Genomic DNA, 13715 nt, shown 5'->3' on the forward strand with positions numbered 1-13715 from the left:
CAGTGTGTCGGAGCTGTCGAGTGCGCGTGCGAGTTGCTGCAACCCTTCTCACGACCGGCCTCGTCATGGCCGGCTGCGCCCCCAAGATGGCCCCCGCGCCGCAGGTGGCGATCGCGCCGGACCCGTTCGGCTACCTGAAGCAATCCGCCGTCTGCACGCTCGGCCCGGTGAAGACCGATCCGGCCGGAAACCGCGTCGTGCAGATGAGCGTGCGCTCCGACGATGGGCGCTGCGCCGTGGCCGTGGCTCAGCCGGGCAACACTGCCTACGCCTCGTTCGTGCTGCTGACCCTGCCGGCGCACGGCAAGGCGATGATCCACAACTACAACAACCAGACCCTGGTGGATTACACCCCCACCACCGCCTATGCCGGCCCGGACAGCTTCACCGTGAGCCTGATCCCCAGCGCCACCGGCCCGCGCACCACGCTGCGTGTGGATGCCACCGTGGACGCCACGGGCGTCGTCGTGCCGCCCCCGCCGGTCGTGGCCGCCCCGCCGCCGCCGAGCAAGAGTACCCACACCACGCGCCGTCACACGCGCCGCAAGGGTGGTTGAGTCCGGATTTCTCTCGTTCCGCGTTTCTGATCGACGGCTTCTTCCGGCCCATGTCGGCTTAGCGGCCGACGGCTGACTTCAGCGCGTTGTGTCCGTCCATGACCGCAGCCGGTCCGGTCCGATATCGGGCCGGCTGCGCGTCGTGACGCACGCGCATGGCGGGCCTTGTTCCGTCCGCGGAGGGACATCGTCTGGTTGGACGATGCGCTGAACGTCGCACCGCCGGGTATTCGGCCGATTTCATGGTCTTTCCCCGCGCTTGCATTGAGATCTAAAGAGGCTCAATGCGGCCCTTTTCGACCAGATTGGCGAAATCCCCGAAAGTTCCCTAAGCGCGAACATTTATTTTCGGCCGTTAACAATCTGGAAACCATTCCGATATCGAATCATCCCAGATCTGAGGAGATGGGACTGTGCTCGCTAGTATCCGGATTCTTCCGCGCCTGATGATCGGGTTCGGGGTGCTCGTTCTGATGATCGCCCTCCTCTGCGTTACGGCGATCCACTCCGGCCGGATGTCGAAAAGCGCCTTCGAGGAGGTCGATCGCCTCCAGAACGCCGAAACGCTCGATCTCCAGATCGAGGCCGATCTGTTCAAGATGCGTATGACCGTCTGGCAGTCGCTGGCCATGAACGATCGGAACCGCTGGGATCAGGCGATGACGCTGCTTCACACCATGCAGCAGCGGCTGTCCGATCTCCGTGCAAAGACGCTCGATCCGGACCGGCTCCAGAAAGTCGATGCGTTGGCGAGCGCGGTGACCAGCTACGAGGGCGTCTCGATGCGCCTGCGCGCGCTCGGCGGCGAGAACGCGGCACTGACCACCGGGAATGGCCCCGCCGCCGTCGCCGCCGCCATGCAGTCCGGCAACGCCATCGTCGAGATCGCCGAGCCGCTGGCCAAGGCCTATGACGACGCGAGCAACGAGGCGACCGGCCGCGGCGACCGGCAGATCACCTCGCTCCTCGTGATGTCCGCGATCCTCGGACTCGCCAGCATCGTCGTCGGCATCGTCTTGTCGGTCGTGATCGGCGTCAGCATTGTGCGGCCGATCCGGGGTTTGACGGGCGTGATGCGACGGCTGGCCGACAAGGAGATGTCGGTCGAGATCGATCAGCAGCATCGCAAGGACGAGATCGGCGAGATGGCCGGCGCCGTGCAGATCTTCAAGGCCAACATGATCCAGGCCGACGAGCTGGCGGCGGCTCAGGAAGACGAGCGCAAAGCCAAGGAGCAGCGCGCCGCCACCCTCGAGACGCTCATTACCGGCTTCGAGGCGCAGATCGCCGGCATGATCGGCGTGCTTGCATCGGCATCCACCGAGCTCGACATGACGGCACGCGAAATGTCCATCACGGTGGAGCGGACCGGCCAGCAATCCGGCGTGGTCGCCGATGCCGCCCGCGCGGCGGATGACGGCGTGCAGAGCGTGGCCGCGGCCGCCGACCAGCTCTCGGCGTCGATTCGCGAGATCACCCGGCAGGTCGCGACCGGCGCGCAGCAGGCCACCACGGTGGCGGACAACGCCAAGCAGACGGATGTGGTGGTCGGCCAACTCGCGGAAGCGTCCGGTCGCGTCGGACAGATCGTCGACCTGATCTCGCAGATCGCCGCTCAGACCAATCTGCTGGCGCTGAACGCGACCATCGAGGCGGCGCGTGCGGGCGAGGCCGGCAAGGGATTCGCCGTGGTGGCGTCCGAGGTGAAATCGCTGGCGCAGCAAACGGCGAAGGCGACCGAAGGCGTCGGCGAGCAGGTGTCTCAGATCCGCTCGGCGACGGAAGCGGCGGTGGCCGCCCTGGCCGGGATCGCGTCCGGGATCGGCGATATCAGCCGGTCCTCGGTGATGATCGCGGCGGCGGTCGAGGAACAAGGCGCCGCCACGGGCGAAATCGCCCGCAACGTGCAGCAGACCGCCGGCAGCACGCGGATGGTGACGGACAATATCGTCGAGATCAGCCGGGCCGCTCAAAGCAACGGCGCGGCGGCAACCCAGGTGATGGCGTCGGCGGGCGAATTGTCCCGTCAGGCCGAGACGCTGAACCAGGAAGTCTCGCAGTTCCTGCGACTGGTGAAGAGCGCCTGATCCGAAGCCGGTTCCCGGCCGCCAAAACGGTGGGCCGGCCGGTTTCGGCGACCGGGCGGCGCGCGAAACGGCGTGGTCTCTTTCGCATGCGGCGAAGGGGCGCCGCGCGCGTCCGCCCGGTTCGCGCGCCGGGATCGCCCGCCTGATCGGCTCACTGTTTCGGCAGCGCACCGTCCGGCGCGCCCGCCAGGGTCAGCAGCGCCTCGCGGCCAACCCGGGAGCAGAACTCACCGAAGCCTTCGTCCTTCAGCCCCTGTTCCGCCCAGCCGGTGAACAACGGCGCGAAGGCCTCGCCCAGACGCGCTTCCGGCACACGCTCCAGCAGGCGGAACGACAGGGTGTGCCCGTCGAAATCGCCGCCGACATAGATCGCGTAATGGCCGGGAATCCGTCCCACCAGACCGATATCGCCGGAATAGGAGCGCGCGCAGCCGTTGGGGCAGCCGGTGATGCGCAGACTGATACGCCGGTCCTGCAGACCGAGCGAACGCAGGATGCCGTCCAGGCTGGCGACGATCGGTTCGCGCACGCGCTCGGCTTCGGTGAGGGCCAGGCCGCAGGTCGGCAAAGCCGGGCAGGCGAGGGCGAAACGCTCGAAGGTCGAGAGCGCGGACGCCGGGACCACGCGATGGGCTTCGAGAATGCGGTCGATCTCGCCGCGATGCTCCGGGCGCACGTTGGACAGCAGAACATCCTGCTGCGCCGTCATCACCGGATCGACGCGGAACCGCTCCACGATCTCCCGCAGCGCCGTGCGCAGCGTGCTCCCCTCGCTGTCGCCGATCCGGCCCGACGGCACCGGCACGCCCAGCCACCACAGCCCGTCGCCCTGCTCGTGCCAGCCGAGCAGTTCGGGGATATGCAGCCGCGCGGTCGGCCGCGGCGGCTCCAGTTCGCGCCCGGCATAGGCGTCGAGCTGCTGCTTGCACCAGGGCAGGCCGTGATCTTCCACCACGTATTTCAGACGCGCGCGCTTGCGGTCGGTGCGGCCGCCATGGTCGCGATGCAGCGACACCACCCAGCGCGCGGCATCCTCCAGCTCGTCAGGGCCGACGAAGCAGATCGGCGAGGCCAGACGGGGAAAGGTGTCGGCACGGTTGTGCGTCATGCCAAGCCCGCCGCCGATGGCGACATTGTAGCCCAGCAACGTGTCCTCGGCGTCGAACACGGCGATGAAGGCGAGGTCGTTGGCCAGAACGTCGGCGCTGTTGTCGCTCGGCGTGGCCAGACCGATCTTGAACTTCCGCGGCAGATAGGTGTCGCCATAGAGCGGGTCGTGCTCGTCGAACCCCGCCACGGGCTCCTCGTCCAGGAAGATCTGATAATAGCCCCGGCTTCTCGGCAGCAGGGCGGTGGACAGAAACCGCGCGTCTTCCTGCAGGCGCAGATGCTGCGTGTCGCGTCGCGGCGCCGCAGTGGTCATCACATTGCGCACCACGTCGCCGCAGGCGCTCATGGTGGTCAGAAGCGCGTGGTTGATCGCCGCGATCGACGGCTTCAGATCCGCCTTCAACACGCCATGGAACTGGATGCCCTGCCGCGTGGTGATCCGCAGCGTGCCGTTGGCGTAGTCGTCCGCCAGACGGTCGAGCGCCAGATACTGGTCCGCGGTCAGCATGCCGCCCGGCATGCGCACGCGCACCATGAACTGGTACTCCTTTTCTTCCTTGCGCTGCTTGCGCTCGGTCGCGGTGTCGCGATCAAACTGCTCGTAGGAACCGTGGAATTTCAGAAGGTTGTAAGCATCCTCGCTGACCTGGATGCCGCCCTCGGCCAGTTCCTCGGCCAGACGGCCGCGCAGCCCATGGCTGTTCAGCTTCAGCGTTTCCACACCGGTCGGCTTCTTGGGCGCCGGGTTCGGCATGCCGGCAACGGGGGACGCGGGAACGGACTGGTCGGGCACGAGGCAGAAACCTTCGGGATGCGGAGGATCGGCCGGGACGCGCGCCCCGGCCGTCGAAAGCGGAACGGCCTACTTCGCCGTGCCGGGCTGCTTCACCAGGCGCAGATACGGCTTCAGCGTCTTCCAGCCGTCCGGGAACAAGCCCTTGGCGGTCTCGTCGTTGACGCTCGGCGCGATGATCACGTCGTCGCCGTGCTTCCAGTTCGCCGGCGTCGTCACCTTGTGCGCGTCGGTGAGCTGGAGGCTGTCGATCACGCGCAGCACCTCGTCGAAATTGCGCCCGGCCGAAGGGGGATAGGTGAGGCTGAGGCGCACCTTCTTGTTCGGGTCGATCACGAACACGGTGCGGACCGTAATGGTCGGATCGGCATCCGGATGCACCATGCCGTACAGGTTCGAAACCTTGCGGTCCGGATCGGCGATCATCGGGAAATCGACGACGGACCCCTGCGTTTCCGCGATGTCGCCTTCCCAGGCGTGGTGGCTGTCCACTGGGTCCACGGACAGGCCGATCACCTTGACGTTGCGCTTGGCCCATTCCGGGCCGAGCTTCGCCACGGCACCCAGCTCGGTGGTGCAGACCGGGGTGAAATCCTTGGGATGGCTGAACAGAACGCCCCAGCTCCCGCCGAGCCATTCATGGAATCGGATTCGGCCCTGGGTCGTATCCTGCTCGAAATCGGGTGCGATCTGGCCCAGTTGGATCGACATGAGAACTGTTCCTTCGGTGCTTCGGAGCGGCTGGCACGGTTCGAGCGTGGAATCATCGGATAACACGCAAAACGATCGGCAGCGTCAATCCGACCACGACGCAGGTCTGTGGATTGCGCCGCGCGGAGGAGCGGCGTCCGGAAACCGCCAGCCTACCAGCTATATGGAGAAGGAGATCGGCTCGGAAAGGGGGCGGCGCAAACCAGCGGCCTCTGCGCGCCGCACCAGGTCGTCCAGAGTCAGCCCGTCCAGCTCCGCGCGCAGCCTGTCGTCCAGCGCGCGCCAGCTCGGTTCCACCACCTTGGCGAACAGGGCGCCCACAGGCCCGTCCTCGCTGCCGCCATCGTCGGCGACGGTCACATCCACCACGTCGCTCAGGCGGATATCGCGACGCGGACGACCGAGACGGTAGCCGCCGCGCGGACCGCGAATGCTTTCCAGCAGCGACGAGCGCGACAAGGCCTGCAACACGGGCTCGATGCCGCGACGGGCCAGACCGGCACGCTCGGCGATATCGGCGGCACTCACCGTGCCGGCGCGTCCGGCGTGAAACGCCACGTCCAGCATGATCAGCACGGCGACCATCGCACGATCCCGGCGCAGCAGCATTCCCATATCCTCGTTCTGCGACGCCAGGCGGCATCGGTTCGGGCGTTGTGACGGTGCATACCAGTTCCGCGCCGCCTTATCCACGACGCAGATCGGTGTTATAGAAGAGGCATGACAAAGAACGATCGGCCGACCCCTTCCGTTGATGCCGGTTTCGCGGCGCCGCGAGGCCGGATCTACAACTCCGTGGTGGAAACGATCGGCGGCACGCCCCTGGTGGCGCTGCCCCGCCTTGCCGCCGAAGACGGGTTGCTGGCCCGCGTCGCGCTGAAGCTCGAGTTCTTCAACCCGCTCGGCTCGGTGAAGGACCGGATCGGCGCCGCCATGGTGCTGAACGCCGAACGAGACGGCCTGATCGCGCCGGGACGCACCGTTCTGGTCGAGCCCACCTCCGGCAATACCGGCATCGCGCTCGCCTTCGTTGCCGCCGCACGCGGTTACCGTTTGATCGTCACCATGCCGGAAGGCGCCTCGATCGAGAGGCGCAAGATGCTGCGTCTGATGGATGTCCAGCTCGAACTCACGCCGGCCCGTCTCGGCATGGCCGGCGCCATCGCCCGGGCGCAGGAAATCCTGAACGAGACCCCGGACAGCTGGATGCCGCGCCAGTTCGACAACCCGTCCAACCCCGAGATCCATGCCGCCACCACGGCGGAAGAGATCTGGGCCGACACGGCGGGCGAGGTCGACATCGTCGTCGCCGGAATCGGCACGGGCGGCACCGCCACCGGCATCGCTCGCGCGTTGAAGCCGCGCCGTCCCGGTTTGAAGGTGTTCGGTGTGGAGCCGACCGAAAGCGCGGTGCTGAACGGCGACGAGCCCGGCCCGCACGGCATCCAGGGCATCGGCCCCGGCTTCTGCCCGACCGTTCTGCAGCTTGACGCGCTGGACGGGGTGATCACCGTGTCCGAGCGCGAATCGATCGCTGCTGCGCGACGCTGCGCCCGGATGGAAGGGCTGCCGATCGGCATCTCGTCGGGGGCCGCTCTGCATGCGGCCCTGGGTCTGGCGGCGAGAAAGGAAAACAAGAACAAGCAGATCGTCGCGATCGTGCCGTCCTTCGCCGAGCGCTACCTGTCGACCTCCCTGTTCGCCGGTCTGACCTGACGCCGGGAGAATGCGCGGCGCGGACCGGAAAGGCCCGCGCCATTAAGTTGCTTAGTGCAGGATAATCTCGACGCGACGGTTCTGCGGCTCGCGCGCATTCGGGCCGGTGGCGACGAGCGGGTGGGTCTCGCCGTAGCCGTGGATGTCGATCGCCGACGTCGGAACGCCGTCGCGCACCAACTCGGCCTGCACGCTCTTCGCGCGCCGCACCGACAGGGCCTGGTTGTAGGCCGCACCACGCGCGCCGCCATGGATCGACGAGGTGTCGGTGTAGCCGTTGACCTCGATCCGGGTGGTCTGGACGTGGGTCGAGGCCTGGGCGGCCTGGGCGACGATCTCACGTGCCCGTGCGGTCAGATCCGAGCGGTCCCAGTCGAAGAACACGAGATAGGTGCGCGCTTCGGCCGGCGGCGGAGCGACCGGGATCGCCGGCATGACCGGCGGAGCCGGCGGCGGGGCCGGGTTGAACTCGTAGCGCACGCCGACCAGCAGCGAATGGTTGTAGTTGGTGGTGATGTCCTGATTGCCGCGTGACACGCCATAGGGCTTCGGACCGAACGCGCCTTCCGTTCCGATGCCGTCGCCGGTGAAGCGCTGCGGGCCGAGCAGGGAGGTGAAGCGGTATTCCACCGTGGTGCTCAGGCCGACCACCCAGGGCACCGGAACCGATAGGCCGAAGATGCCCTGATACATGAACGAGCCGTCGCTGGTGCCGCCGATGCGCTCCGCATACGGATAGTTCGTGCCGGCATAATGCGCGGCGGTGTGCGCCCAGCCATAGCCGGCGCCGACACCGAAATACGGGTAGAGCCAGCTCTTGCCGATATCCATGTCGAACAGGGCGTTGACCATGCCGCCATAGGTTTCCTGGTAGCCGCCGGCCAGGGTCGGGAAGCGGGTGCCGCGGAAATGCTGCAGCGGGTCGTTGCGGTAGTTGCCTTCCACTTCGACGCGGAAGCCGTTGCCGAAGCCCCAGCCGACGCTGCCGAGCCCGACCACGCCGGCGCCATAGCGCAGCTGGCCGCTCGGCTGCTGCGGTGACAGACGCACCGTCTGGTCCTGGGCGAGATTGCCGCCGCCGCCGAGGGCGACATAAAGACCCTGAACGGGCTGCGCGACCGCCTTGGAGGCGCCGCCGAGCACGGCGCCGCCTGCCAGGGCGAGGGCGGACACCGTCCAGAACCAGTTGCGTCGTTCCATCGTGCGCACGCCCTTATCGTTTCGCCCCGTCACAGGGCCGGCAGCCGGCCGCGACGCAGCCGTATTCCCAATCCATCGCACGTAGCCGGTTTTCGTTGCGGGTTGAAGCACTCCTGTCGGGAGTGATGCAGGAGGGCCACAGGGAGGCCTTCGCAGATCGTATCCCAGGTGAACAATCTGTGACTTTTCCGCAACGAGCGGCGTGCATCTTGCGGGAAGGTTCCATGCGGGGATTGCATGGGTGGGCATTGCTGCCGTTTAAAGAGCGCAACCATCGGCGCGGCGACCCGCCTGATCCGATGACCCCCCATCTTCTGCGAAGAGGTCGATCTCCAGGCTCCATACGACAGATACCGACACCAACATTGCGGTATCGGTTCAATGTCGAAGGGAGAACGATCTGTTCGGTTCTGTGTCTGTCTCGTTCCAGTGCGTCCCGGTCGGGCGCAGCCGGAAATGGAGTTGAAGTCGATGACGCCCCGCTTCCTGTCTTCCCGCGCTTTGCTTTGCGGTTCGATCGCGGCCATGGCGCTGGCGCCGGTTCTCGGCGCGGCACCCGCGCTCGCGCAGATCACCGGCACGCCGCTGGCGTCGACCGCCGCAGCCACCAAAGCCGGTACGGCTCCTCCGAGCTCCGAGAACGTGGTGGTGACCGGCTCGCGTCTGCGCGTCAGCAACGCCACGGCCGAGTCGCCGATCACCGTCGTGACGGCGAAGCAGATCGAGCAGTCTTCCGCGCAGACAATCGAGGATGTGCTGACCAAGCTGCCGTCGATCGGAACCGACGGCATCGCAGGCGGCACCAACAACGGCTCCAACGGCGCCTCCTGCCTCGACATCCGCAACCTGGGCATCACGCGCACCCTGTTCCTGGTGGACGGGCGCCGCTTCGTGCATTCCGGCTTCGGCTCGGGCAATGACTGCGTCGATCTCGACACCATTCCGATCAACATGGTGGAACGAATCGAAGTGCTGAAAGACGGCGCCTCGACCATTTATGGCGCCGACGCCGTGGCCGGTGTTGTCAACATCATCATGAAGAAGAACTTCGTCGGCACCCAGCTGAACCTGGGTGGACGCATCACCGCGTCCGGCGACAATACCACCGGTGACATCGCCGGCATGACCGGGTTCGACTTCGCCCAGGGCCGCGGCAACGTCGTGCTCAGCGGTCGGTATGAGGATTCCGGCCCTGTCTACCAGAGAGACCGTGATTGGGCGTCGCCGGTTGCGGTGGCGGATCAGGGAATCGGCAATCCGTATCTGTTTGGTTCCGGCTACGTCACCAACGGCCGCGTCTTCAGCTCGGCAGACGGAAGTCCGCTTGGGACTACCGTGAATAACCAGCTGGTTCCGTTCCGGAACCGTTATCTCGGGGCCAACGGCGGCAACCCGACGGCAAACGGCCGCTACGACTACGGCTACGACAGCTATCTGTATAAGCGTCTGACGGACGGGCAGCTCGACGGCAATGCGCATTTCGACGTCAACAGCCACCTGACGCTGTACGCCTCGACCTTCTACACCCACAAGAACACTCAAACTCAGCTGTCCGGCCAGCCGATCACCGGCAACCCGAACACCGGGCAGTCCTTCGACGTTCCGCAGGGCAACCCGTTCGCCGAAGCGCTCGGTATCGACCAGAACGTCTTCATGACCCGTCGGATCACCGATTGGGGCGTGCGTGATTACAACGCCAGCACCGATGCCTTCCAGGCCACTGGCGGCGCGCGCGGCAACATCTGGGGCAACTGGGATTACGACGCTTACTACACCTACGGAAAGTCGGTCGCGAACATCGCGTATACCGGACAGGTGCAGTGGAGCCACCTGATGAACTCGGTCGGCTTCGAAAGCCTGAACGACGGTGTCATCGACGATGGCATCTATAATTCTGGTGTCTGCACAGGCAATTGTTCGCCGCTGAATCCGTTCGGCGCCAACAATGCCAGCGCCGCGGCGATCAAGTACGACACCTTCACCGCGCATTCGGCGGCGATCTATCAGTTCCGCGACGTCGGCGCGACCATCACCAACAACAAGCTGCTGAAGCTGCCGTACGGTCCGCTCGGCCTTGCTTTGGGCATGGAGCATCGCGGCGAGAACGGTGCGTATCATCCCGACGGCATCATCCATGCCGGCGACTCTACCGCGGCGATCGAGAACCCGACCGGCGGCGGCTTCGACGTGACGGAAGTGTTCGGCGAGTTGAACATCCCGCTGCTGAAGAACCTGGTGATGGCCAAGGATCTGCACGCCGACATCTCCGGCCGCTGGTCCGACTACAACACCTTCGGTTCGGTGGAGAACTGGAAGGCCGGCATCAATTGGTCGCCGACGCAGGATATCCGCTTCCGCGCCAATATCGGCACCTCCGTCCGTCAGCCGGCGATCGCCGAAGCGTTCGGCGGCCGCACGCTCGGCTTCAACCAGGCGAACGATCCGTGTGACGCCAGCGTGTCCGATTACGGTTCGCTGAACGGCGTCGTTGCTGCGAACTGCGCCAAGCAGGGCATCAACCGCTCCACTTATTCCGAGCAGAGCCAGCAGATCGCCACCCTGACGGGCGGCAATCCGCAGCTGAACCCGGAATCGTCGCGGACCTACACGATCGGCACCGTGATCACCCCGCGTTGGGTGCCGCATCTGTCGGCTGAGATCGACTACTGGCATACGAAGATCGAGAACCAGATTGGCACCACGGGCACTCAGTACGTGCTCGACCAGTGCTATACCAGCGTGAACTTCTCGAGCCCGTACTGCGCCAATTCCGGCCAGCGCCTCGCTTCCACGCAGCTGAACAACGTCGTCGCCGTCTACCAGAATCTCGGCGAGTTGCGTGCTAACGGCATTGACTTCGATCTGAGCTACTACTGGAATCTGGGCCGCGGTCAGCGTCTGACGCTGACCAACTCGCTGACCGACCAGATCGGCTTCGTTCAGCAGCTGCAGAACAACGGTCCGTTCATCAACCTGAAGGGGCGCCTCACCGCCATCAACACCGGCCTGTATCTGGCGGGCTATCCGGTGCTGCGCGATAACGCGACGCTGGCCTACTCCAATGGCGGCTTCAACTTCTCCTGGACGGTCCGCTACATCGACGGCATGAACTATGCGGACTCGAGCGGTAATTCTCCTTCTGCCGGCTCCCGCTTCTTCAAGACGAACGAAGTTTTCTACCATGACATCAGCGCCACCTATAACTGGAAGAAGTTCCAGCTCGTGGGCGGTATCGACAACCTGTTCGATCGGACCCCGCCGTTCGCGCTGGACGCCAGCACCAACACGGCGCCTCAGGTCTACGACGTGCTGGGCCGCACTTTCTACGCGCGCCTGCAGGTTCGCTTCTAAGCTGGATCGGTCCGGCCGCCTTTCCGGCGGCCGGACTTCGTGTGAGGGGAATACGATGTTCCGTCTCGTTTCGTCTGCACTGGCTGTTTGTGCGATCGCCACACTGGCAGCCTGCGATACCGGTCCCTATACGCCGAGCCAGCATCGCTCCTACAGCGATGCTTCAACGGGGAGCTTGTTCTCGGGCGCGGATACGGGGGCGCATGACGGCACCACCGACCCGGGACTCAGCGCCAATGGCGCCGGTGGCCCTGGCGGCGCGCGCTAAACCGACGCGGGCGGTTCAGCTCGCGTCCAGTTCCCGTAGCAGCGGAGTCAGCGGCGCCACATAGTCTTTCCAGAGACCGACGCCGTCTGCGTTGACCGGGCGCTTCACCTGTTCGCGGCTGGCCGTGTTCGCGACGCGATCCTGTTGATGGAACGCCTCGCAGGCCGGGTCGTGCGGCAGGTCCAGAAACGCCAGGATCCGGGTCAGCGTCCCGGAAAAATCCTCGATCCAGTCGGCATGGTTCACCGACAGCATGCGCAAGGGCAGCGTGGTCCGCCAGTGACGCGCCAGCCTGTTCTGTTGCGCGATGTACCAGCCCAGATCGGCGGGATCGTGTGCATAGGGGTGATGCCCGAGGAAGCGCTGCCGGAAGATCGACAGACCGACGTCGCGTGGGTCGCGGTCGCAGAAGATCACGCGTGCGCCGGGAAGAAGCCGTGCGATGAAGGAAAGAAACAGGAGATTGTCCGGCATCTTGTCGAGCACGTAACGTCGACCGGGTGCCAGTGCCTTCAGTTCGCCGAGATAACGTTCTGCGGCGTCTGCCAGCGTCTCTCGATCCAGCCCGGCGACAGTCTGCAATGCGGTGTCGATCGCGGTCTCGCCCGTCAGCTTAAGCAGGTTTTCGCGGATGGCGAGGCGCTCGCCAGCGCCGTGAACGTCGCGATGGGCTGCCAGGATGTGTTCCAGCAAAGTCGTGCCGGTGCGGGGCAGGCCTACGATGAAGACCGGCGTCTGGTCCGTGACGCCTGAATCGCTACCGGGCCGAACGCGCAGGATTTCGGTCAGAAGTGACTGATGCCTGTCGCGCGAGAAAGGTTGTGCGGCAGCCAGCAGGGCGTGCCCCGCTTGCCAATGGGCGAATGCCGTGTCGGGGCGTTTCTGCGCGTGATGCCAGTCACCCAACAGGAACAAGGCGTCCAGCCTGTCCTCGATCCAGAAATCGTCCCGCCGCATTGCCAGGGTGCCGAGCCAGTTCGCCAGCCCGGGCAACGCATCGTTGCGCCCGTCCAGGGCTGCCAGTCGGAAGCCATGCCGCACGAACAGGATCTCCGCGGCGCCGGCATCGCCGGTCTCGCGTCCGAGCCAGGCGCGAGCGTCGTCGATCCGTTTCGCCGACAGCAATGCGGCGATCCGAACCGCCCGGGCGTAGGGATTGGACGCGGTGCCGAGGAGTGCCAGGGCTTCCGCGTGCTGGTTGTTCATGACGAGGCACGCCGCCCGGACGGCGTCGATGGCAGCGTCGCCGTTCGGCGTCGTTCGCAGCATCGCCAGCGCCGCGAGCGGTTCCCCGGACACGTGCAGCACCCGCGCCAAAGGCACGATCACTCCCTGATCGTCCGGCGAAAGCGCGGCGGCCCGTTCCAGCGCGACGCGTGCGTCGACGATCCGATCAAGTGCCAGACAGGCCAGCCCGAGAGCGCGCCAGGCCCCCGCATCCGGTTCTGCGAGCGATGCGAGTTCGGCCTGCCGCAGCGCATGGATCGCGTCCGGTAGCGCGGGCGCCAGCGTCACCGCGCCTTGCGCGGCAACGAGAGCCTCCGCCGGCCGGTTCGCGGCCAGCAGGGCGCGGGCGCGATGGACGAGCGGAGCAGGGTCGTCCGGTCGGAGACGTGCTGCGGCCAGCAGCGCCTCGGCCGCCGCCTCGCTCCGACCGACCGATTGCAGGGCAATGCCGTGCCAGAGTGCGGAGACCGGATCGGTTGGCGCCAGTTGTACGGCGCGGCGCAGATGGCGGACGCCGCGTTCGGCCTCGCCGGTGCGGACCAGCGCCATGCCGCAGCATCGCTGCAGCACGGCGTCGGACGGAAGATGGTGCAACAGTGCACCCAGCATCGGTGCCGCCCGCCGGTAATCGCCCGCTTCGAACGCGCTGAGTGCTTCCTGCCGCGGAGGTATGGCCGGCTGCCGCGGCATCTTGC

General features: G+C 66.1%; 10 protein-coding genes. 5 read left to right on the forward strand and 5 right to left on the reverse strand.

Features of this window, described 5'->3' with window-relative positions; all coding sequences use genetic code 11:
- Positions 1-26 precede the first annotated feature (26 nt).
- Positions 27-557, forward strand: coding sequence for a hypothetical protein (locus tag ACZ5BM_RS12925; protein WP_498908503.1), 531 nt, complete (start codon positions 27-29; stop codon positions 555-557).
- Positions 558-1003: 446 nt separating this feature from the next.
- Positions 1004-2644 (forward strand): methyl-accepting chemotaxis protein, encoded by a 1641-nt coding sequence (locus ACZ5BM_RS12930; RefSeq protein ID WP_498908504.1) that lies wholly within the window; start codon positions 1004-1006, stop codon positions 2642-2644.
- A 151-nt stretch (positions 2645-2795) separates the two neighbouring features.
- Here the strand turns inward: ACZ5BM_RS12930 and ACZ5BM_RS12935 are convergent, their stop codons facing one another.
- The 3 genes from ACZ5BM_RS12935 to ACZ5BM_RS12945 all read right to left on the reverse strand — a co-directional run bounded on the left by ACZ5BM_RS12935 (position 2796) and on the right by ACZ5BM_RS12945 (position 5867).
- On the reverse strand, positions 2796-4547 hold the full coding sequence (locus ACZ5BM_RS12935; RefSeq protein ID WP_498908505.1) for an assimilatory sulfite reductase (NADPH) hemoprotein subunit: 1752 nt from the start codon (positions 4545-4547) through the stop codon (positions 2796-2798).
- A 69-nt stretch (positions 4548-4616) separates the two neighbouring features.
- Complete coding sequence (locus tag ACZ5BM_RS12940; RefSeq protein ID WP_498908506.1) at positions 4617-5258, reverse strand: peroxiredoxin; 642 nt, start codon at positions 5256-5258, stop codon at positions 4617-4619.
- A gap of 159 nt (positions 5259-5417) precedes the next feature.
- Positions 5418-5867, reverse strand: coding sequence for an RrF2 family transcriptional regulator (locus ACZ5BM_RS12945; protein ID WP_498908508.1), 450 nt, complete (start codon positions 5865-5867; stop codon positions 5418-5420).
- Positions 5868-5978: 111 nt separating this feature from the next.
- Here ACZ5BM_RS12945 and cysK point away from each other — a divergent pair, with 111 nt between their 5' ends.
- Positions 5979-6974, forward strand: a complete 996-nt coding sequence (gene cysK, locus ACZ5BM_RS12950; protein ID WP_498908509.1) for a PLP-dependent cysteine synthase family protein — start codon at positions 5979-5981, stop codon at positions 6972-6974.
- A 51-nt stretch (positions 6975-7025) separates the two neighbouring features.
- On the opposite strand, the gene ACZ5BM_RS12955 is transcribed toward cysK, so the two are convergent.
- Positions 7026-8174 carry an OmpA family protein gene (locus ACZ5BM_RS12955; RefSeq protein ID WP_498911620.1) on the reverse strand — a complete coding sequence of 383 codons (1149 nt, stop codon included), beginning with the start codon at positions 8172-8174 and terminating at the stop codon, positions 7026-7028.
- A gap of 471 nt (positions 8175-8645) precedes the next feature.
- Between ACZ5BM_RS12955 and ACZ5BM_RS12960 the strand changes: the two genes are divergently transcribed.
- On the forward strand, positions 8646-11525 hold the full coding sequence (locus ACZ5BM_RS12960; RefSeq protein WP_498908510.1) for a porin family protein: 2880 nt from the start codon (positions 8646-8648) through the stop codon (positions 11523-11525).
- 55 nt (positions 11526-11580) lie between these two features.
- On the forward strand, positions 11581-11793 hold the full coding sequence (locus ACZ5BM_RS12965; RefSeq protein WP_498908511.1) for a hypothetical protein: 213 nt from the start codon (positions 11581-11583) through the stop codon (positions 11791-11793).
- A 15-nt stretch (positions 11794-11808) separates the two neighbouring features.
- Here the strand turns inward: ACZ5BM_RS12965 and ACZ5BM_RS12970 are convergent, their stop codons facing one another.
- Complete coding sequence (locus ACZ5BM_RS12970; protein WP_498908513.1) at positions 11809-13710, reverse strand: tetratricopeptide repeat-containing sulfotransferase family protein; 1902 nt, start codon at positions 13708-13710, stop codon at positions 11809-11811.
- Between the last annotated feature and the right edge of the window lie 5 nt (positions 13711-13715).

The organism is Lichenicola sp. GTC18331, from assembly GCF_055386855.1.